Here is a 21190-nt window from a genome sequence, read left to right as displayed (position 1 = left end):
CTTTCAATGGATCAGTGCCGCGACACCGAACTTCGGATTACCAGCCGAAACAGGCGCGAGCCTCTTCATCGCTGACGCGGTGTCGCACTGGTGCCCCCTTGCGCGGGGCACGCAGCCAGCCGCGACACAGGGAGGCGGGCAGAATATCGTGGAGGAACGGTGACGGTCCTGCCGCACGCCCGTTGCGCCAGCCGCACCAGCTAATGGCCGCACGGCGTCGCGCCCGGGTCAGTGCGACATAAGCGAGGCGACGTTCCTCGTCCTGATCGGGATTGGTCAGACTGGGAAATTGCGTGTCCTCCCAGCCCATCAGGAACACATGACTGTATTCAAGCCCCTTGGAGCCGTGGATGGTCATAAGCCGGATGCGCCCTGCGCTGGACTGGCCGACGGCAGCCGAGCCAAGGGCTGCGTGATCGAACAGATCCTCGATCGAGGTGAAGTCACCGGCAAGGGTGATGAGCTCTTCGAGGTTTTCCAGCGCCGCCCGCCCTTCCTCACCGGCGGCGCGATGCATCTCGAGATATCCTGTGCGATCGAGAAGGCTGCGGATCCGTTCGGCCAGATTTGTCGCACCCGAGAGCTGCTCTTCGCGGATCACCCGCAGGAAGGCTCCGACCCGTTCGGCCGTGCGACTATTCGCTGTCGCGTAGAGCTCTTCGGTCGCGGCAAACAGCGAGAGCAGGGCCGTCTCGGCGCGATGCTCGATCTTCGCCAGCGATTTCGCACCGACACCCCGGGCGGGCTGGTTGACGACACGGCGGAAGGCTTCATCGCTCTGGGTGTCGTCGGGACAATCGGCCAGTCGGAGGAGAGCCAGGGCATCCTTGATGACCGCGCGCTGCCAGAAGGCGGTGTCGTTCACCAGCTCATACGGGATCTTCGCGCGCAGCAATTCCTCTTCGAGCAGGCGCGACATGAAGTTGAAGCGGTAGAGGATCGCCATGTCCTCAAGACGCACGCCTTCAAGCTGGCGACGGCCGATTTCGCGGGCGAGGCCCTGTGCCTCATCCTGACCGCTGGAAAATTCGAGAACCTCGATCTTCTCTCCCGGTCCTTCAGCCGTGAACAGCGTCTTCTCCAGACGTCCCGTGTCCTGGGCGATGACCGCGTTGGCGGCGTTGAGAATATGCCCCGTGGAGCGAAAATTCTGTTCGAGGGCCACCATCCGGGCGCCCGGGAATTCGGCTGAGAAATTGCGGATGAAGCCGACATTGGCGCCGCGCCAGCCGTAGATGCTCTGCGCATCGTCGCCTACAGCAAAGATCTGGCGGTGGTCGCGGCTGAGAAGCTGGAGCCAGAGGAACTGCAGGCGATTGACGTCCTGAAACTCGTCCGCCAGCACGGCATCGAAGCGCCCGGCCCAGTCTCGGCGATACGCCTCGTCGCGCAGCATGGCCAGTGTCGGCCAGAGCAGGAGATCACCGAAATCGGCGTGGTTCGCTTCACGCAGGGCCGCCTGGTAGGCGGGGTAGAGGGCTGCGGCCATGTGCCATGCCATGACGTCCTCGGCGTCACGCGCCCCGAAGCGACCGGTGAAGCGCTCGACGGCGGCCTGGGCGTCATGAGGGGCTACCAGATCATCCTTGAACATCGCGATGCGGGACGTCACGGATTTTACACGCTTGCGAAAGGTGTCGCCATCCGCACGGTCAAGAGCGCCCTCATCTGTCGCACGCTGCAGGAGGCGTCGGACAATCCGGCGGCTGTCCTCGGCGTCACAGACGTCGAACCCGTCCCTGAGGGACGCAATATCGGGATCGATCCGCAACTGTCGCCGTCCATGCGCATGGAAGGTCCCCAGCCACTGAGGTGTGCGTCCAGGCCCCAATGCCCGTCCGATACGCTCCCGCATTTCCTCGGCGGCCTTGTTGGTGAAGGTCACGGCGAGGATGCGATGTGGGCTGATGCCACGACGCTCGATCCGGTCAACGACGCCTGCCACCAGTGTCTTCGTCTTGCCAGTGCCCGCACCCGCCAGAACGACAACCGGCCCCTCAAGCGAGGCGGCCTCGCGTTGCACACGTGTCAGCTCAGCAATGGCCGCGTCAGGCTCGACGGAGGAGATCGGCATGATGGCCTCCTACAAGCAATGCGACACTATCCGCCTGCCCCGCTTCGAGACTGACCAGCGCGCCATCCGGCTGAAGCAGCGTGAGAAGCGAGTTAAAATCCCACACACCACTGCAGTCGACCCGGCCATCGACAATCAGTCCACGGTAGCAGTCGTCAGCAAAGCGCAGTTCGACGAAGGCATCCGGAAAGGCTTTCTCGCCCGCAAAGGCGGCAAATTCCGCCCATCTGGCCTTCAGGCGCGAACTGGACGCCCAGTGGCAGGAGGCGCGCTCAAGCTCTGCCAGAAGGATCCGTGCGTCCGGACGCCGCGGTCCCGTTCCGGGCAACCTTCCCTGGACCCAGACATCACCGCACCACCCCTTGATGGTCTGGAATTCGCCGGTCGGGACATGCTCGCAGGTAAAGATCGTGAAAACCCCGTCCAGGTCCCATGCCCCCTCATCATGCTCGCCACCGACAACGAGCCCGGTGACGGAGACTGACGGCTCGGCGCAGCGCACAAGGGTCCAGGGCAATTCATGCCCAAGGGCCGGTGTCCGGTTGAGCAAGGTCTGTGCTTCGGGGTGCGCATAGAACGCGCGCCGCAGGGTATCCATGGCTTCCCCCAGATTGGTCAGCAGCGAAAGTTCGTAATCCACCCGGTCCTCCGGGGCCTGTTTTCCATGATCAGTCACGGTGTTTATCCATCTGTTCAGGCGGCCTGGGCCGCCAGGTTCTTCAGTGTCTGGTTGAAATCCTTGGCCCGATCGGGTGGCAGGCGCCGCGTGAACGCGACACCAGCCTCATCGGCGAGGACGTAGAGCATGTCGGCAAAGTTGTTGCCTGCATCGTCGTCATCGGTTGCTACGACCAGAAGGGAGTTGGGCAGATCGCGCATTTTAGCGAGTTCCACCTTCAGGGTCGCCACGGTCTCCGGCCCCATCCCACCTGCGGTTGACACATAGTCCGTGTCTGGCGTGCGTTCCCTGTCGAGGGCCGCGAAGGACAGCGCATCGATGGCCGCTTCCGCCACCACCAGGCGGCGCACCTCAGTTCCACTTCCCGGACGGAAGCGGAAGAGCGTCTTGATGCTGCCACCGAGGCACATATGGGTTTCAGGGCCACGCAGCTCGGCGCCGCAGACCTGACCCTGCGCGTCGCGATGTGCAAACCATGCCGCATGGTATCCGTCGCGGATGCAGCCTGTGGTGATGGCGCGACGCACCACCCAGTCCGGGAGACACCGCTCGCCCGTGAGATAGGTCCAGACCTTGCCACCACGACGGGGAAGCTTGCGATCTGCCCAGCGTTCGGCAGGCGGACGCTCGTCTGCGCGCGGAGCCCGTTCCTTAACATATTTCGCACCCTTGGGTTCTACACCGACCTTTGCCCCGAGATGGGTGCAGACTTCACGCCAGGTCATCTCAGGATCGAGACGACGGGCCAGCGCGAAGACATCGCCACTCGCACCAGGCACACCCTTGGGTGTCTGGGCATCCCACCATCCCCGGTCATGATGGGTGACGATCAGGATATCATCGTTCTTGCGATACTTGAGGCAATGGCGGGTGCTTTTCTCCGCAACCAGCAGGTAGCCGTTATCTTCGAGTAACGCGGCACAGGACACGCCCGACAAGATTGCCTGGCGGTCACCCTCGGACAGTTCGAAACGCTGATAGGCCATCACGAAAATCCTCACTGCTGCGGAGAGATCCGCGCGTCGTCATAGTATCCTGGAACAGGTTCATTATTAGCACGAAACGGGACAGAAACCAAGAAATAAATGACGAAACAACGTTATTATCTCTAATAGTTTCACGTTTTACTGCAATTCTGTCCTGCGATTACTGCACGCAGCGCCCGCCCTCACGCGTCTGCCGGTCTCCCACGGGAGCTTCGGTCGTCCCCATACCCTCTTCGCCTCCTGAGCAGAAAAGGCCACGGTCCCGGCACAGGGGATTGCCAGCATCAGAGGGCGCGTGTGACGCGCCAGCCGTAGGCCGCCGAAGGCGTCTGATGGAGCCGCCACAGCAGCCCGCCCTGCTCACGCCGTATCCCTCAAAGGAAACTCTGGTACAGATGCCCTGTCTGTAGTAATAGCATCCACAATCCGCCGTGGAGACTGTAATGCAGATGATGCTCTTCCCGATCAGTGCGCGCCTGCACCGGATCAGACCTGACAGGAACGAGTGGCGCTATTATGCCATGAGCATCCAGCCCGACCTGTTCGGGGGTGCCGCACTCGTGCGCCGCTGGGGCCGGATCGGAAGACCCGGCCGTATACAGCTCGACCTGCACGCCGATGAAGGGGCCGCCGCCAATGCGCTGGCAGCCCTTGTCCGGCGTCGTCTCAGGCGCGGCTATCAGCCCGTCGGGCAGCCGCGCGACTAACAGGTTTCCCGCCAGAGTTCCCGCCCCGTCCGGCACCCTTCCGCTCAGGTGTCTTCACAATGGCTTGCGCCTTTGCGGGCTTCTCATCCACCAGCTCGCGCAGCACGGGAGACGCTTTGAAGCGCACCGTCCGGCTGGCTGCCACCTGAACAGGCTCCTGCGTGCGCGGGTTGAGCTTCTGCGCCGCCGGACGCTCCGCCCGGGTAAAGCGACCGAACCCCGGGAGAGTGAACAGACCATCCCGCTGGATCTCTCCCACGATGCCGGCGATCACGTCATCGGCCGCCCTGGCGGCCGCGACACCAGTACAGCCCAGTGAATCCTGAAGAACAGCTGCAATAAAAGCCTTGCTCATAATACCATCCTGAAATTGCGAAATCCGCCTGCGCTCCAGGCTGCTCCCAGTGACTGCGACATGCCGATCCTACGCGAAAGGATTGGCCATGGGGTGAGTGTTTTCCGCAAGCGTGCTCTTTGCGGGCAGATCGGGGATTTTCTCCAGGGCTTCCACGATGGACGCCATCCGCTGCATGAGCTGACGCGCAGCACTCAGCCCGGCCTGGTCCTTGCGAAAGGCGATCTGGCCATACAGCGCGATGCTGTCGGCACCGTTTTCAAGTGTGAGGCCATCGAGACTTTCGCTCAGACCATCGTCGGTAAAAGGGGCAAAGGGCATGATCTCAGTCCTCCTCGAACATGTGGGCGAGACGGCGCGCACCCGCACGCAACAACCGCCGTGTTGTCTGATCGGCATCACCTTCCGTGGTGCGCCTGGGGTGATAGGGGCTGGTCTGCGGATGTGGCAGGTCCATGGCCGTGGCCTTCAGGTCATCAGATAATGCGGGAAACGGGTCGATGCCCACAACCCGGATCAGGGTCGCGACACTGACCATCGCACAGCTCGGCCGGTCCAGGTTCTTGCAGACATAGACCCCCGTGCCCTGTTGCTGTGGATCGTAGATCGCTTTCCAGGTCGAGGTCGGGACCAGAACCCCATTGCCGATCCCTCGCGTGCTGCCGTGGAACGCCGGACCGGTGACAACGTAGACCTCGCCATCCCGACGGGCGAGATCGCGCACGGCCATCTCCACACCCGTCCAGACCCCTTCATTGAGGGCTGCGGTCTGCGGCACGACATTGGCCAGCGAGTATGTCTGCTCCTGGGCCGAAACACTCGGCATGTCCCCGCTTGGGGTCATATGGCCACGGTCATATCCCGAGTGCCGGTAATCGGCCAGCGTGCTGCCATCGCCATCCGCCAGACGCTCATCCGCATGAAAGCGGGTCGTGACACGCCCGATGCCGGCCGCCGCGTCAACGTCTTCGTCCGTCAGATGCTCGGCCGACCAGAGGGGCTCATGCACCAGCCCGGAATTGAGCGAGGCATATCCCGCGTTGCAAAGGAGCGTGGTCCGGGGCTGAAGCTTCGCGTCAACCAGACGAGGCAGTTCACCACCCGGCCCGAACTGGCCACACTCCGGGCCAGGTGTGTCCCCGTGTGCGGGACCGCCCAGAAGAAGCCCCATGAGCATGAGCGTCATGCCCATGGCGCCAGGCCACCGGAAGGATGTGCGTGTTTTGACGGTCATGGCACTTTCCTCAAGCGGGCACGTCAAGAAGCAGGAGCCGCGCCCTGCGGCCCGCCCTGCAGGCACGCCGCCGGAATGTCGCGCGCGTGGTCGAGGACAATGTCGCACAGGACGCTTCGTCCTCCAGGCAGCTTTTTTCGTCAAGCAGGTTTCGGGCCAACCTCATGCGGGCACCCTCGCTGAGATGGAAAAGGGCGTGTCGGGCGCCACGCGGGATCGTAAGCGGACGCAGGGGAGCGGTGGCGGACATAGAACATCCTTTCCGGTTGGCACGCCGCTGGCGGCGTGAGATCGCACCCGCGCACTCGGAACGCGACGGGTATGATCATCCTGCCCGCAAGGTTTGTGACCGCGAGCAGGATGAGGTGAAACAGAGGGGGGCTAGCGACCGGCCAGCAGATGCTGGCGGGCCATGGCGACCGGGTGGTCATCCGCGATGGCGGCAAGAATGTCGGGCGCGACAAACAGGCAGAGCACGGCTCCAGCCACGCAGATCGTGCCGACGAGCAGGCCCGCGATGTCGAGCACGTCGCGGAAGTTCTGGGATCTGAGGAATTTGTTCATCTGGCCGTCCCTCAGTCCTGCTCGCGCTGTGCGGCACGTTGGCCAGTCCGGCTGCTCCGCCGCAGATGCGTGTAGCTTTCCCCGGATGCGACATCCCGATCGGTTGCGGGAACGACCAGTGTGTTGCGACCCAGCCTGAACAGCTCAGGCAGGCCTGCAATGCGGTACTGGCCCCGGTCGACCTTGCGATGGACGCTCCCTTTCGGGGAGGCCGCAAACCGGAAATGGGCTCCGACTGGCAGTTCGCCGAAAGGCATCGCGCCATCGGCTATGGGGGCACGGTTGCGCCGGGTGTGGGGGAGGTTGATCCTGCGCTCTGTCATGGCTGCTTCTCCTTGGGTTTTTTGACCCTTTCGCAGCCTCATGGGGGTGTGGGCGTGTCCAGGGCGGCGCTTTGCGCCGGGAGCCTGCGACACCCCCTGGACACGCCCACACCCCCATGAGAGCGGTTCTCTTCCTGTGTTTTTCTTTGTCTTTTTGTTTTTCCCTTTCTCCTTTTTCCTTCTCCACCTTGCAGCAGGCCGTTCACGCTGCATTGGGCAGGGAGCCTGCCGGGCTCCCGTGGCGGATGGGGCGAAAGCCGCAGCCGCCAGGCTGTTCGTCAGAACAGCCCCAGTTGTGCGGCCTCCGGCTGTGCCGCCCCGTCAGATCCATACCGCGCGAGCAGGGCGGCGAGCTGACGGCGCTCGTTCCCTTCGCGTTCGCGCGCGCAGGCGTCGCGATACGCCTCCAGCAGGCTGTGTTCGCGGATACGGGTCGCGATCTCGCGCTCGACGTCGCACCAGGTGAACGCGGCCTGGCCGAAACAGGGATAGCGCGCGATCTGTTCGAGGAAGCCGACGCGCCCTGCCGTGCTCGCCAGATGTCGCCCCCAGAAGCCGTCGCGGTTGTAGCAGGCGATAAAGCCCCACATGGAGGACACACGCGTGTAGAGGGCTTTTGAAAACCCTGTCTGCGGCATGCCGCGTGCGATAAAAGACAGAATGGCATCGCCCATCCGGGCTTTCTCCTCGGCACTCGAGAACTGCGTGGGCGTGAGCCCGCGCGCATCGAGGCCGGGACGCCGCAGGCGCGCGCATGCGATGGTGGCGAACATGTCGCTCTCTCCTGAAGATATGGGGAAATTTCGGGGTCTTTACCCTGCGGGGCAGGCTTCAGCCTGCTCCGCAGGGGGTGAACTCAATCCTCGTCGAACCAGGGCAGCGCGTCGTCGCGAGGGCCATCGGCATCGAGCAGGACATAATCGCAGGCCTGGGCGCGCGCATGCGCGAAAATCCGGGGCAACGCGTCCGTCCCCTCCCACTCAGGGACGATCGCGTTTTCTGGAACATGCATGAACCAGCCGAACGGCCCGGGCATGATGCCAAAAGGCATGATCCTGGAGGATGCCCATACCGCAAGCCGGTCACGATCGGCACGGGGCAGGTGGCCGGTACTCAGGTCGAGAAACTGTCGCACGGCACTCATGCGCACTGCGCCCTGAGATAAGCGAGCAGGCGTCTGCTGGCCTCAATGCATTCTGGATACGCTGTGTCCAAAATTGCGCGCTCGAGTAGCTCGCACAGCGCATGCGTCTCTTCGATGCCGGGATCGAAGATGAGCGAGTATCCAAACACGCCAAGGGGCGTATCATCAGCGATGGCGCGGACTTCGGCAGTAACCTCGCTATGCGTCACCTCGCGCGGCTCCAGGCTGCCTGCCTGGCCATCGGGGAGAACGATGCAACGTGCGCCGTCCGCATCGGTGTCGTCAGGGACCGCAGCGAGGGCCACATAGGCCGCGTCTGCTGGGGAGGCCGCTTCGATTTCGAAGGTGGTGTCATCGGCTTCTATCACACGCTCGATAAGCGTGACCTTGTATCTGGGCATGTCACAAACCTCATGGTCTCGCCAGCGCACGTGGCGTTCTCGTCGTCTCTGGGATCAGACATGACCGGGCCGCCTCTCTTGGCGGCCTGCGGTTTCCTGGTGGGTGCAGCCATTCCCCTGCGGGCTGCATTGGGCAGGAGGCCCCGGCCCGGCGTCAGGCCGCAATCTCCTGCGGTGACGCGCGCAAGGCGTCCTGCGCTGTGATCATCGGATGGCGGCGTTCGGCGTAAGCCGCGCGCAGGGCCTCAAGGGATGCGACCTCCAGAACGCTGGCCACAGCAGGGCGCAGTTTCCGCACGCGGGCATCGGTGGCCCGGAGCCAGCCATGCAGCCCCATACAGCCATCGGCAGGATCCGTGAATGGATCGGGCGTCACCTCGGGCCAGAGCGGTGCGCAGCCATCAAACTGGAAGGGCGTCGTCTTCGTACCCCACGACGCCACGCCGTAATCATCAGCACAGGGCTCAGGCTTGCGAATGATCTCACGCAGCCAGGTATCGGTGCCGAGTTTGCCAGACCGGTAAGCGGCATCGAACCCCGCGGGCCTGCGCTGGCCACGCGGCACGGTGATCACGATGGCAAAGCTCTGGTGTGGCCGCTCCGCCGCGACACGCGCACCATACTGCGCCACCTCGCCGGCGATCTGATCGAGGCGGGTGGCGATGATTTCCTGCCCTGGATACCAGTCGCTCATGAGTTCGGTAATTGTGTAGCTGCCGTCACGCGTATGCATGCGGGTTGCGAGACATGCCTGAAGAATCAGATGGGCCATGGCTGGCGTCCTTTGTTTTCTGTGCTTTCAACCCTTCCGCGTCGGCCACGTCTGGCGGGCCGGGGCCAGAGCGAAGCCTCTGGTGGCGGCCCGCCAGACGTGGCAGCGGGCCTTTTGCTGGATTGCTTGTGGTTTTTTCTGCCCTGCTTTCTTACGCGGCCGGGCGTCCGTCATTGCCCTGCGGATGTCCTTGTCCACACGCAGGGTCCAGAACTCGAAGGGTACACGCCGCACTTCGGGCACCAGCCGTGCGCTGGCCACGATATCCAGCAGCCAGCCCGCGCCATGCGACGCCAGATAATGGGTACCGTCCGTCAGAAGGAGCCCCATCAAGTAGCGATAATAACGTGTCGTGCCGATAAAGCCCGCCAGAGTGCCCGGCGTAATGGTGTCAAGTGTTTCCGACATCGGAAAAGCCTCTCATATTTCAGTAGGAATGCGTAAATTCGTTACGCGCGATGTAATTTTCGGTATGCTCGACCAGGATCTGGGAGCGCTGCACGTCGAACGTCACCGAACCATTGCCGCCCTCGTTGTTTTCCCAACCGCCATGCTCACGCGCGACACACTGCATCGCCATGGTTTCAAGAGCCTCGTGTAGCGGCTGAGGTGAGGCGACAAGCTCGGTTTTGCCCCACTCGGCACTCTGGATGACGCAGGGGATCGTCAGGTCAGGGGCCTCGTCAGAGCCGTGAACCTCGAAATCCTCAATCCCGCCAGAGTCCGCATAACCATCGTAGATCACCACGACACTCGTAATCCTGTGTCCTTCCAGGGCTGCTAAGATCGTGCTTCTGTTGGCCTGGAACGCCTCTTGCGACAGTTCGGAAAACCGCTGCATCAGCTCGGTCGTATCGGGCATGAAAACTCTCCTGTTGGTAAAACGGTGCGCAGGCAGGCTCTACTCCCGCCTCCTGCATTCCCCTCAGGCAGCCAGAACCCGGGCCGGTGGCGAGCCTGTCAGCACAGGGCGCGTGCGCGGCAGCGGACTGGCCGAAAGCGGGAGCGGCTTGTCGTGGCGGCCGTCCCAGCTCAGCCCGTCGCAACGGATCAGAAGACCTGCGCGCCGCGCGTCCTGGTCGCGCTGGTGGCAGACGCGTTCGTTGCCCCCCTCAGGGCGCTGGCACGGCTGGCCTGAACGCGCCCCGCATCCACGGCAGGGCAGCCGGTAGGCCGGATCTCCATCAGGCCATTCATGGTGACAGCGACGACAGGTCACGGTGGCGTCCACGCACGCCCAGCGGGTTGGGGCCGTGGGCCGCGTGCGGGATGTCGTGAACGGAAGGACTGTATGGCGCATGGGCTTGCTCCTTTCTGGATGCCCTTTCGCCTGGCGGGCGGCGACGCCGCGCTCAAATGCGGCGCGCAGCGCCGGGAGCACAGCCCGTGGCGGGGGCGAAGCCGACGACGCGGGCGCGCACCCACCATTTGAACGCGGGGGCGCTGTCTGGCAGGCCCCCTGCGTTTTCCTTCCGGCTTTCTGCTTTTTTGCGCCGCCCTGAGCGTCAGGCGACCTGGATCACCTCAAGGTGGCTGCGAAGATGATCCCTTGCCGCTTCGGCATTGTCCTGGTCGACGCCAGCACCCGGCATCGCCACGACAACCGCCGCTTCGATCAGACGTTCCTTCAGCCCGTCATCGGGGTCTGGTGTCGTGTCCTCTTCACCGCCTTCCTGAGTGGCTGTATCCTCGACGTCGTCGATCTCAACGCGATCGTCTTCCTCTGCGTCCTCCAGACCGTCCTCTTCGTCGTCAGCGTTCCAGGCGGCTGCCTGCGCTGCCTTCTTGGCAAATTCGGCTTCCCATGCTGCCACACCCTGTGTGAATCCTGCCGCCGCAGGCACCCAGCGACCATCCTGGCCGACATGGGCAAGAATGGCCTGTCGCATCCCCTTGCCTGTCTCATGGGCGGCAAGCCCGAGGCCCTGCCCTGCATTCATGATGCCGGGTTTGCTGTAGCACTTGAGGAAGTCTTCGAACGCCATGCTCGGCATATGAGCGTCCGCGTTGAACAGCAGCCCCATGATCTGCGCAGGCAATCCGCTGCCGCTATGCAGGCTGACGGTGCAGTTCGCGACACTTTTCAGGACCGCCACGGCATGATGGCGCAGCACCCCCGGATCACGGACCAGAACACCCTCGGGAAACAGGGCCTGCATGGCAAAGTCGCGGGCCGACGGCTGATGATAGCGCGTGTGGCTGCTGTCACCCTGCACAGTCACGTTGTCAGCCTTCAGAGCAAGCAGAAGGGCTGCAACCAGATCCCACGGATCGACGTCCTCTTCAGCCGCATCGAGTGCAGCATGCAGCGCCCGCGTACGGACTTCGCCGATGATTTTAAGCCCCGTGCCCGAAATCTCGGCCCGCTCCCTGGGTTTTTCAGGGACCACCAGCCGGGTCACGGAGCGTCGTTCCGGATCGACGGTCGCAAGACTTTCGCGAATGGCGATTTCCTCGATCTTCAGACTGTTGGGATTGAGGAAATAGCCAACACTGTCCGTCTCCCGCTTGGCCATGTAGCTGTAGACCAGCACATACCCCTCGGGCATCACGGGCCGCCCGTGTTCACCAGCTTCCAGTAGGATTCCGCCTTCAGGCAGGCTTTGAGCAAGCCAGTCTTCCTGAGCAGCGCCATACGCCCGGCCATCCTCGGTAAAGCGGTTATCCTGCCCGCCTTCGCCGAACAGATCCTCGGTCCAGGCAATGCCGCGGGCCTTGGCCACTTCGCGGTCGAAGCGCGCATCGCGCGCATAATAGCGGTCCTGACTGAAGGCGCGGGCGATTTCCGTCCACGGTACCTCGTCGTCGGGATCGTCAGCCTTGAGACGATACTCGGCCGGATCCGTGTCATCTTCCACACTTTCCGCGAAAAGCTCAGCCCAGACCGCGCGCTGGTCGTCCAGCGAGGCCGTCGCGATGATTTTCAGCTCCCGGTCATCCGGCCCACGTCCGATGTCGATGGCGTCAAGGATGGGCTCGTGCAGGCCTGCCAGCAACGAAAGCTGTTTCAGATAGGCCGGTGTCACCATCAGCGCCTTGGCGATCTGGCCGTCCGACATCTGCTTTTCGCGGCGCATCCCGTCCACGAACCGCCATTGTTCGGACTGCGTCATGTTCTCACGGATAATGTTTTCGGAACCGGCGACAAGCCCATCGAGCTTATCAGGGGCCGACGTCACCAACACGGGGATCGTATCGAACTTGGCCAGGACACTGGCCCGACGACGTCTGTGCCCGGCAATAATCATCAGGCTACCGTCGGACATCTCACGCACGATCGGGGGGTGGATCACGCCTGCCGCCTTGATGTTGAAGGCGAAACGGCGATCCGCTTCGGCATTGGGGGCCGTAGTGCGCGGATTGTTGGGGTTGTCGAGAAGCGACTTGGGGTCAACGAAACGAAGTTCCATGAAAGGCGGCTCCTGATGCGAGGAAATATCCAGGCTCAGCACGGGCTCTTTTCGCCCCGTTTGCTGATTGCCTGATGTTTCCCCGCTGTCGCGCGCCGTCCGGGCGGGCAAGGCCGCGCCGCAGGCGCGCTCGCCTTGGCCTTGAGCGCCCGGACGGGGTGTGGCAGCGAGCCTTATTGATTTTTTTACCACTTCTTTTTTGCAATGATATTGCAGAGTCTCACGCTCGGGCGGCGAGGTTGCGTGGCCGCGACGTTCCGCCTCCGACAAACCTAGCAGTTTCGCCCGATGACCAGCCTCACCTGACGAGCGTGAACTACTGATTTGAGGAAACCTTCTTCTGCGTGTTTGGCAAAAGGCATGCTATGCTGGAACGGCTTAACCGGCTTATCGAACGCATTCAAATCTAAAGATTGAAATGGAAATTATCTATGAGCGAGTCAGAAAGCACCGTCCTGCCAAGTGATCTTTATGACATTCTTGATCTCTGCACTAATGAAGAGCTAAGTCCAATTGTAGAAACACTCGAAAAATCACCCGTAAGCATTCTAAAAATCACTCGGGCATTTGAGAGAAATGCTCCTAATCATCAGTCCTACGCAGATCAGATCGGCGACGAAGCATATAGACTTGCTTTAATGGCTCTGGGACGTAGTACCTCGACACGACCGTCCTACGCAGAGATGCTTGCAGGCTTTTGTAAGCAGATAGGCTTTTCAGCCAAATTGACTGACATATCAGAGGATGAAGCAACACTCATAAACCTGTTCTCCACGCAATATATGTCATTCTCCCTCTCCTCGGGCAACACACAGCAAATAATGAATGAGGCGAGCGCCGCTGCTGCCGCTGCCGTACGGGGCATATTGAGCTCGGACGCATGGCCGCCGTTTGCGTCGATTTTGTTGCAGATCATATACCTGCGGCACAAATTGATGGATGACGGCAGGATCTCCTGCCCCGAAGCTGAAATTCAAAAAAACAGCAAGCAGGCAGATCAAGCAGCAAGTTCCATTGTCATTCAAACCGAGGATGGAGAACCCGTTCTCGCTCTTGCAACACTCCCGGATGACAAGACCTCAGAATGGCAGGATCTAAAATCCAACCTCGGTTTACAGAACGCCTTGATCCCATTACTGAAAGCTGCGCAGCCGTTTATGTCCACCGAGCAAATGCTCGCTGACGGGAATTACTGTCACGCCGAAATGGCGCTCTCGTATAGCAAAAAACTGGGCCATTACGTGGGCACATCCAAAGGTCATTCAGGCATGGTTCGACTTGATCCAGCTTCGGTAACCAAACTCGCGTCACCAACAGCTATGCTGACTTTAGCTTGCGCTCTGGCGGAACAGAAAAAGCTTCAAAATATTGAAAAAAGCCTGGACGAGATTAAGGCATCAATCAAAGATGTGGCGGCGTTTCAGCAGAATGAGCGCCGATCTGTAATAACGGCGTCTATCCGCTATCTTCAACAGATCGCATCTTCAGTTTTGGCTGGAGAACTGGCTGATGAGATTCTACAAGAAATTGAACGTCATGAGGTAGATCTTGTAAGAGTCCAAGAGCATTTAACAAGCGATCTTAACACTCAAATAGCGGCCTTCCGCACGGTGAAGAAAGAGGGATGGGGCTCGGGAAAATATACAACCGCCTTAGCAGAATCTCAGGGCACCCTTGAAAGCATATGGAACGATCTTCTCCTTTGCATCCGCGCGAGAGCATGTGGCTATCAACTCCTGTGCGCATTTCCTGAACGCGAGGCGCGGAAAAAGACGCGTCTGCAAGATATCATCAACTCTTTGAGTTCCTTTTCGCCTGAAAGTGAGGTCGGATCATTGTTTGACCAGACGCTCCGCGAAAAACTTCAAATCATATCTGCAAATGACACTAAGGCGTTTTTTGTTCAAAGAGAACAAACTCTTTTCAAGAATTTTTCTGCGCAGACAAAAAATATAGTCCAAAATTTGGATAGTTCAGCGAAAGAAATCTCTGAAAGAGATGAGTTATTGCAGATCGACATTAAAATGCAGGACGGGACTCCGGTTGCCTTTCGGATGGCATGATGATGCAGTTTGGTTCTTGCAAAAGGGAATTGAATAAAGTGCGCCGATCCGCCCGTTTGACCCTTCACCCCGGCCCCGCCATCTCGCCGAAAGCTCCTGCCGGGAGCGTCCATCTCCCTGTCACAACAGCCCCATCCCAGTAATCCATCAGCGCCCGCGCAACCAGGTCAGGCCGCGCCAGAGCCGCCGGATAGATACGGCCTCGATCCGCAAAACGATCGAGGCTGCCATCGCGCTTGATGGTACAGCCAAATTCCCGCTCGTAAGCCACAAACGCCGCAAACCTCTCAGGCATGATGAACCGCAAGGTCGCCGCCTGATCGAAGCTCATGAAGACGCACAGCGCGCAGGACAGCCGCCCGAAACCGATCTGGTAGGGAAGTGCTGGAATAACGCCATACCGCTCCAGAATGCGCCAGACAGCGGCCTCGCTCCACGCATGAACAGGCCGCCAATGGTCCACATGTCGGCGCCGACGCGTGCCTGAGCGCGTGTCGGTGCGATGCGGTTCCAGCACGGCGTAGCGTGCCCGATTGGGACTTTCCTCAGCCCGCTCGCCGGTCACGAACAGCGTCCGGCGGTTCAAAAAACGGTCCTGGGCGCGGAGCGCCATGTCCGCGACATCGATCTTGGCGACAGCGCTGCAATAGCGCGTGGACAGACTGGCACTCACCTGCGGGAACCGTAGCCGGGTGCCCAGCCTGCCATTGCCGCCACGCCTGACGATGCCATCGGGTGTTTCACACAACACGGCACCTGTCGGCATGTTGTCGCGCAGGATCTCGCCCCTGAGCCCGCCTTCCCGCCATGACAGGTAACACGGCGACCCGAAATATGCGGCCAGGGCGCGCACATAGGGGCGCGTGGACGGCCAGTCCATGAAGGGCGATCCGTGCCCGTCCACGTCGTGATGCCAGATCTCGATCGTCTCGGCCGGTACGCCGCAATCCAGAAGGTGCAGCCACGCGGCCACACTGTCCTTGCCGCCGCTGCAGGCCAGAACGATGCTGTCGTAGAAGGTAAGGTCCGGTGTCATGGCACTCGTCCAGTCCGTTGTCTTTGCGATGATCCTGCGCCCGTCTTTTGTGACTGCGATGGATATGCACGGCCGGGCCGGTGGACTGCGCGCAACAGTGCCGCCTGCGGCAGGATCGCAGGCCGCTATGCGGGCTGCGACCCACCTGTTGCGGGTGGGCCGTCGGTCTGGCAGGCGATGTTACGCCGCGAGTGTCTGCCTCCCCTCCCCTTCTGCTTCCGGTTTGTTGTCGTCATTGGCCGATACAGTTTTAGCGTCGGCCTCGGCCTGCCGGCTCTCTGACTCGAGTTCGGCTTCCAGCTCGGCGAGGGCGTTACGCTTCTCGTCAAGCAGGGCCTGCTCGCGGAAGGGTGCATTGAGCCTGGCCTGCCAGGCCGGCAGACGGCGTTCGGTTTCCTCCTTCAGGGACACGGCTTCGGCGTGAGCAGAGTCCAACCGCAGGATGGCATTCTCGATGCGGGCAACCAGCCCCTGCCCTTTCGTCTCAAGGTCCCAGGCGATGTCCTGCCGGGCATGGCTGAACGCGATGGCGAGGCTCGCCTCGACCGTGGGCTTCCCGCTTTTCAGCAGGAGACGCTCACTGGCCTCCAGAACGATCTCAAAGCCACCGATCGTTCCCAGAGCCCAGCGTCCTTCCTGCCCGGCCTTCTCGGCCATCCGGGCCTGAGACAGCAGGAACGCCCCCGCCTTCTCGCGTTCGGTGATGACACCGCGCGTGCCTTCAAACCGGAACGCGTCGCCGCGGGTCGGAATCCTGCGGGCGAGATCGGCTTCGAGCTTCGGAATCCTGGCCTCCGCTATCGCCACATCACGCTCAGCGGACTGAATGGCCCGCCTTACGGCGAACTGGTCGTCGTAATGGGCGGCGTAAAGCCGTTCAAACCGCGCCAATTCGGCTTCGAGCCCGGCTTTCTGCATCAGCCGGGCATCGCCGGACGCCAGGGCCTTGGCCATCGCGAACTGGTTGCCTTCGCCGTTGACGTCCTCGATCCGCCGGATCGAACGATCGCCAGACATGGCCAGACCGATGAAGCGCAGCTTGCGTTCGAGGAGCTGCCAGTTGGTCGCGTCCACCGACCCTTCCTGGGCGTAGGCGTAAATCCGGATTTCGGGGTTCTGGTTACCCTGTCGCTCGATGCGCCCTTCACGCTGCACGATGTCGGAGACCAGCCACGGCACATCCAGATGATGCAGGGCAATCAGCCGCTGCTGGGCGTTCACTCCGGTGCCCATGGTCGCCGTGCTGCCGATGAGTATCCTCTTGCGCCCGGCATTGAGATCGCCAAAAAGCTTCTGCTTGGCCGACGATTTCTTGTAATCCTGCATGAAGGCGATCTGCTCGCGGGGCACGCCCAGACGGATCAGCTCGTCACGGATCCACAGATAGGCCGAGAAACCACGCTTGGCTTCAGCACCCAGGGTGCCAAGGTCCGAGAACACCATCTGCACGGCGCCAGGAAGGTCATACGCCTGCCCGGTCTCGGGGTTCGTGTAGCGGTTGTCGGCTGTTTCCTGCCAGATCTGCGCGATGTTGCGGATCATGGCGTCCAGCTTGCTCGGTGCCGCGTTATTGGCGTGACCTGGCCAGACAAACCGCAGATCGATGGCGGCGTGACGGGCATCCCCGATGACGGAGAGCAGGATGTCGTCGCCCTTCTGCGGCCTGCCCTCGCGGGCTTCGATCATCCTGATGCGTTCGGCCAGTTGCTTCTGATAGGCGCGGAAATTGTCGTTGACGGGTGCCACCACAATCTGGCGATGCCCGCCTCGCACGGTCGGCAGGGAGACGTAGCGTCGCAGATCGTCCTGCTGCACGACGTCCGCGAAATCGCGATACATCGCCATCAGGTCGGCGACATTCACGAATTCCGTAAACCGGGTGACAGGCTTGTAGAGCCCGCTGGGCTGCAGTTCGAGCTCGGTCCGGGTTTCCCCGAAATTGGCGGCCCAGGCGTCGAACTCGTGCAGGTCGCGGGCCTGCAGGCTTTCGAGGTCCATGAAGCGCTGGACGGTGAACAGCTCGCCCAGCGTGTTGGTGATCGGGCTGCCCGAGGCGAGGATCAGGGGACGGTCCGGGTTCGTCCGCCACAGGTAGCGGGTTTTCACGAACAGGTCCCAGGCCCGCTGCGAGCCGTCCGGTGCCACACCCTTGAGGTCGGACTGGTTTGTCGCAAAGGACAGTTTGCGGAACTGCTGGGCTTCATCGACCAGGATCTGATCGATCCCGATCTCGCCCAGATGCAGGAGGTCATCCTTTCTGGTGGCCAGCCCCTCAAGCTTCGCTTCCATCCCCTCCTTCATGCGCTCGATGCGCTTGCGTGAAAGCCTGTCGTCGCTGTCCACCTGCCTCAGGAGATCCTCGTAGGAGGCAATCTGGTCCTCGATCATCCGCCCCTCGAACGACGCTTCGACCGGGATGAAGCGGAAGGCGTCATGGGTGATGATGATGGCGTCCCAGTTCCCTGTCGCCGCCCGGGCCAGAAAGCGCTGGCGCTTCTCCTTCACGAAATTCGTCTCGTCCGCCACCAGGATCCGCGCGGTCGGGTAGAGCATCAGGAATTCACGCGCCATCTGGGCCAGGCAGTGCCCGGGCACGACGATCATCGCCTTGGAGATCAGGCCCAGCCGTCTCTGCTCCATGACGGCCGCGCACATGGAGAAGGTTTTGCCCGACCCCACGGCATGCGCGATATAGGTGCCGCCCGAGGCGATGATGCGCCAGATGACGCGCTTCTGGTGGTCGCGCAGACGGATCGCGCTACTCGCCCCCGGCAGGCGCAGATGCGAGCCGTCGAAGACACGCGGCACGAGGTTGTTGTAGGTCTCGTTATAGAGCTGGACCAGCCGGTCGGCCCGGTCCGCATCCTGCCAGACCCAGTCCTGGAAGGCCTGACGGATGGCGGCGAGCTTTTCTCGGGCAGCTTCGGTCTCCGTCGTGTTGAGGATGCGGACCTCCTTGCCGTCGCTGTCGCGCGAGGTGTCCCAGATTTTGGGCGACGCCTGGGTGAGGGCGTCTTCGAGCAGCTCACCGGCATGGCGTCGTGCGGTCCCCCAGGTCGAGATCGCCTCGGCCTTGCCCTGGAAGGGCCCCTTCTCGACGGTCCAGCATGCCACAGCGGCCGTATGGCGGATTGTGGTCTCCACCCCCAGCACCTCCCGCGTGAAGGCCCGGATGTCGGCGACCGGGATCCAGGGCGCACCGAGACGGGCCGTAATGTCGCTCGGCCGCAGGTCCTCGGGCTGGGCCGCTTCCAGTGCCGTGACGTTGCGCCGATAACGTGGGTCCGTCTGCGCCGCCTCACGCGCCTCGGTCAATTTGGTGCGCACCGCCCCCGAGAGCATTTCGTCGGCCGTGACCCACACATCGTCACCCGGGGCTGATTGCCCGGGGTCGAGATAGATCGCCTCACCCAGCTCGCGGATCACCTCCTGCTCGCTGGAGCCCATCAGATCCGCGATCAGGGGCAACCGGACAGCCCCCGCCTCATGGAGGCAGACCGCCAGGGCGTCATGGGCCGAGTGGATTTCAGGCTCCACGGGCGCGTGGATGACACGCTCGGTGAAAATCGCTCCGGGCCGGCCGGTCTGCGTGGCTTCGTCATACTCTTCGATGGAGGAGACCAGCCACACATCGGGATCGTCGTAGAAGGGCTGGAGATTGGGACGGCGCTGTGTCTCGGTTTCCTCGCCCGCGGCGTTCACACGCACCGTGGTGTTGGTGAGGTTGATCGGGCCGAACTGCCTGTTGAAGCTCTGCCAGGCCCGCCTGAGATCGCGCTGGTGGCGTGCAAAGGGCAGGTTGTCCATCTGGGCGCGCAGCACGGCCCGGGCGGCGTCACGGATCGGAATCAGGCCTTCGATGATCCGCGCATGCTTCTGGAAGATCCCCTCCTTCTGCTCACCCTTGCGGATGGCTACCACCCTGCCCTGCCCGCCCGTGACCTGGTGCAGCACGCCATCAGCCACGAAATAACTGCCTTCCTTGAGCTCCGCCCCCTCGGCCGCCGTGCCGATCGCCCGCCCGTCTGTCGCGGGACGGGTGATGCGTTCGTCCAGCGGATCGGGGAAGCGGACGTCCGGGGCGATCCGGGCCAGAGCCTCGGGAAGTGCGACGGCAACAGACAGCCCATCCACGGGTGCGCAGGTGTAGTCGGGACCGAACTGGGTCGAGGTCCAGTCATGACGACCGAGAACCTGCCCGGGTTGATCAAGGAAATACCGGTTGATGCGCAGCGGGCCATTGCCGTGGTCGCTGCCTGGCACGGCATCCACCTGGAGCCATGCGTCGTCGCCGGGCAGATCGCCGATGGCCCGCTTGCGGAAGACCACCACATCCACCACGACGTCGGTGCCGGCATCGTCGCGCATGGTTGTCGCGGGCAGGCGCACGGCTCCCAGCAGGTCGGCAGAGGCGAACATCTGCGTGCGTGCCGCTGGATCGCTTTTGTCGAGGGTATGACGCGAGGTCACGAAGGCGGCGATCCCGCCCGGACGCAAGGTCTCGATGGCCCGGGCGATGAAGAAGTCGTGCAGGCTGAAGCCCCAGAGATCGCGCAGGTCCGGGTTATGGACGGTGCGATTGGAAAAGGGCGGATTGCCGATCGCCAGGTCGTAGCCTGTGGGCAGCGTCACCTTGGTGAAATCTTCCTGACGGATCCACTGCTTCGGATAGAGCTTGCGGGCGATCCGCGCGGTGATGGCATCGAATTCGATCCCGGTAAACGCGATATGGCCCTCAAGACGCTCCGGCCGGGCGGCGATGAACAGGCCTGTGCCGCATCCGGGCTCCAGGACCGAGCCCCCCCGGAACCCGCGGGCCACCAGCATGGTCCAAATGGCCGTGACAATAGGGTCCGGGGTGAAGTGGGCATACTGCGTAGCCCTTGCGAGAGAGGCCCTCTCAGCCTCGCTGGTGGCGTTGTGGAGGGCAGCGCCTATGTCTTCCCATCCCGCCCGGCACCCCTCTCCTGCCCTCGGGAAAAGGCTGTTGGCGAGATCGCTGGCCCCGAAGCCCACGAAACGGCTGAGAATGGCCTGCTCTTCCGGTGTGGCGTTCCGGTCTTCGCGCTCGAGGATCGCAAGTGTTTCGATGGCGGCGACATTGTCCCTGGCCCGTGCTTTCCAGCCGTGGGCGAGTGTGCGCGGCCCGCTCAGATGGCAATCCGTCTGGGGAACGATCAGGGGCTCGGTGGCCAGGACTTCGTCCATAGCCGTGTCCTCGCCTTCGAGGTCGCCCCAGTAGAGGGGTGCTGACGTGCCGTTCAGGGCTGATGTGCCGAACAGGCTCAACTGGTTGCCGAATAGATCGCTCATGGAAAGCTCCGGGCAAACGCCGGCTGCCGCCCATTCGTGTGCAGGGCGGTGGCCGGGGATGATGGAATGTCGGATGGTTTGAAGAGCGTCCCGCCTTGTGGGCCGGGTGTTTTCTTCTCTTCTGCTTTC

The 21190-nt window shown here is 62.3% G+C and carries 20 protein-coding genes and 1 pseudogene; 2 read left to right on the top strand and 19 right to left on the bottom strand.

Going from position 1 to position 21190, the window contains the following annotated elements; genetic code table 11:
- Positions 1 to 37 precede the first annotated feature (37 nt).
- The 3 genes from J2D77_RS13745 to J2D77_RS13735 are packed head-to-tail and all read right to left on the bottom strand — an operon-like array spanning position 38 to position 3754.
- Positions 38 to 2074, bottom strand: coding sequence for an ATP-dependent helicase (locus J2D77_RS13745; protein ID WP_207846901.1), 2037 nt, complete (start codon positions 2072 to 2074; stop codon positions 38 to 40).
- Positions 2049 to 2750 carry a hypothetical protein gene (locus J2D77_RS13740; RefSeq protein WP_207846900.1) on the bottom strand — a complete coding sequence of 234 codons (702 nt, stop codon included), beginning with the start codon at positions 2748 to 2750 and terminating at the stop codon, positions 2049 to 2051. Before J2D77_RS13740 ends, J2D77_RS13745 begins: the two co-directional genes overlap by 26 nt.
- A gap of 17 nt (positions 2751 to 2767) precedes the next feature.
- Positions 2768 to 3754, bottom strand: coding sequence for a DUF3991 and TOPRIM domain-containing protein (locus J2D77_RS13735; RefSeq protein WP_331000121.1), 987 nt, complete (start codon positions 3752 to 3754; stop codon positions 2768 to 2770).
- 428 nt (positions 3755 to 4182) lie between these two features.
- Between J2D77_RS13735 and J2D77_RS13730 the strand changes: the two genes are divergently transcribed.
- Complete coding sequence (locus J2D77_RS13730; RefSeq protein ID WP_207846899.1) at positions 4183 to 4446, top strand: WGR domain-containing protein; 264 nt, start codon at positions 4183 to 4185, stop codon at positions 4444 to 4446.
- A gap of 88 nt (positions 4447 to 4534) precedes the next feature.
- On the opposite strand, the pseudogene J2D77_RS13725 reads toward J2D77_RS13730, so the two are convergent.
- From J2D77_RS13725 to J2D77_RS13660, 14 genes and pseudogenes are all read right to left on the bottom strand, one after another.
- A pseudogene (locus J2D77_RS13725) lies at positions 4535 to 4801 on the bottom strand (HU family DNA-binding protein); the annotation flags it as partial.
- 69 nt (positions 4802 to 4870) lie between these two features.
- The gene (locus J2D77_RS13720; protein WP_207846897.1) at positions 4871 to 5122 is read right to left on the bottom strand and encodes a hypothetical protein; all 252 of its coding nucleotides are present in this window, start codon (positions 5120 to 5122) and stop codon (positions 4871 to 4873) included.
- Positions 5123 to 5126: 4 nt separating this feature from the next.
- Entirely contained in the window at positions 5127 to 6035 is a 909-nt protein-coding gene (locus tag J2D77_RS13715; RefSeq protein ID WP_230975821.1) for a DNA/RNA non-specific endonuclease, read from the bottom strand.
- Positions 6036 to 6045: 10 nt separating this feature from the next.
- Complete coding sequence (locus tag J2D77_RS13710; RefSeq protein ID WP_207846896.1) at positions 6046 to 6285, bottom strand: hypothetical protein; 240 nt, start codon at positions 6283 to 6285, stop codon at positions 6046 to 6048.
- Between the two features lie 131 nt (positions 6286 to 6416).
- Positions 6417 to 6599: a hypothetical protein gene (locus J2D77_RS13705; protein WP_207846895.1), complete on the bottom strand. Its 183-nt coding sequence runs from the start codon at positions 6597 to 6599 to the stop codon at positions 6417 to 6419.
- Between the two features lie 11 nt (positions 6600 to 6610).
- Positions 6611 to 6922, bottom strand: coding sequence for a hypothetical protein (locus tag J2D77_RS13700; protein ID WP_207846894.1), 312 nt, complete (start codon positions 6920 to 6922; stop codon positions 6611 to 6613).
- Between the two features lie 278 nt (positions 6923 to 7200).
- A complete protein-coding gene (locus tag J2D77_RS13695) occupies positions 7201 to 7695 on the bottom strand; it encodes a hypothetical protein (protein WP_207846893.1) in 495 nt (164 codons plus the stop codon).
- Positions 7696 to 7778: 83 nt separating this feature from the next.
- Positions 7779 to 8066, bottom strand: a complete 288-nt coding sequence (locus tag J2D77_RS13690) for a DUF5983 family protein (protein ID WP_207846892.1) — start codon at positions 8064 to 8066, stop codon at positions 7779 to 7781.
- Positions 8063 to 8467 carry a hypothetical protein gene (locus J2D77_RS13685; RefSeq protein ID WP_207846891.1) on the bottom strand — a complete coding sequence of 135 codons (405 nt, stop codon included), beginning with the start codon at positions 8465 to 8467 and terminating at the stop codon, positions 8063 to 8065. The genes J2D77_RS13690 and J2D77_RS13685 overlap by 4 nt, the downstream gene beginning before the upstream one ends.
- 154 nt (positions 8468 to 8621) lie before the next feature.
- On the bottom strand, positions 8622 to 9239 hold the full coding sequence (locus J2D77_RS13680) for a hypothetical protein (RefSeq protein ID WP_207846890.1): 618 nt from the start codon (positions 9237 to 9239) through the stop codon (positions 8622 to 8624).
- Positions 9240 to 9266: 27 nt separating this feature from the next.
- Positions 9267 to 9647: a DUF6876 family protein gene (locus tag J2D77_RS13675; protein WP_207846889.1), complete on the bottom strand. Its 381-nt coding sequence runs from the start codon at positions 9645 to 9647 to the stop codon at positions 9267 to 9269.
- A 19-nt stretch (positions 9648 to 9666) separates the two neighbouring features.
- Positions 9667 to 10101 carry a DUF6878 family protein gene (locus tag J2D77_RS13670; RefSeq protein WP_207846888.1) on the bottom strand — a complete coding sequence of 145 codons (435 nt, stop codon included), beginning with the start codon at positions 10099 to 10101 and terminating at the stop codon, positions 9667 to 9669.
- Between the two features lie 63 nt (positions 10102 to 10164).
- Positions 10165 to 10539, bottom strand: a complete 375-nt coding sequence (locus J2D77_RS13665) for a hypothetical protein (RefSeq protein ID WP_207846967.1) — start codon at positions 10537 to 10539, stop codon at positions 10165 to 10167.
- Between the two features lie 205 nt (positions 10540 to 10744).
- Complete coding sequence (locus J2D77_RS13660; RefSeq protein WP_207846887.1) at positions 10745 to 12649, bottom strand: ParB/RepB/Spo0J family partition protein; 1905 nt, start codon at positions 12647 to 12649, stop codon at positions 10745 to 10747.
- Positions 12650 to 13080: 431 nt separating this feature from the next.
- Here J2D77_RS13660 and J2D77_RS13655 point away from each other — a divergent pair, with 431 nt between their 5' ends.
- Positions 13081 to 14712 carry a hypothetical protein gene (locus tag J2D77_RS13655; RefSeq protein WP_207846886.1) on the top strand — a complete coding sequence of 544 codons (1632 nt, stop codon included), beginning with the start codon at positions 13081 to 13083 and terminating at the stop codon, positions 14710 to 14712.
- Between the two features lie 64 nt (positions 14713 to 14776).
- Here the strand turns inward: J2D77_RS13655 and J2D77_RS13650 are convergent, their stop codons facing one another.
- Together J2D77_RS13650 and J2D77_RS13645 are read right to left on the bottom strand one after the other, a co-directional pair.
- Positions 14777 to 15748: a phosphoadenosine phosphosulfate reductase domain-containing protein gene (locus tag J2D77_RS13650; RefSeq protein ID WP_207846885.1), complete on the bottom strand. Its 972-nt coding sequence runs from the start codon at positions 15746 to 15748 to the stop codon at positions 14777 to 14779.
- Positions 15749 to 15928: 180 nt separating this feature from the next.
- Positions 15929 to 21061, bottom strand: coding sequence for a DEAD/DEAH box helicase family protein (locus J2D77_RS13645; RefSeq protein WP_207846884.1), 5133 nt, complete (start codon positions 21059 to 21061; stop codon positions 15929 to 15931).
- Positions 21062 to 21190: the final 129 nt, after the last annotated feature.

It is taken from the genome of Acetobacter garciniae, from assembly GCF_017377735.1.
GTDB lineage: Bacteria > Pseudomonadota > Alphaproteobacteria > Acetobacterales > Acetobacteraceae > Acetobacter > Acetobacter garciniae.
The sequence above is the reverse complement of the archived record's forward strand: the minus strand, read 5'-3'. Positions and strand labels throughout refer to the sequence as shown.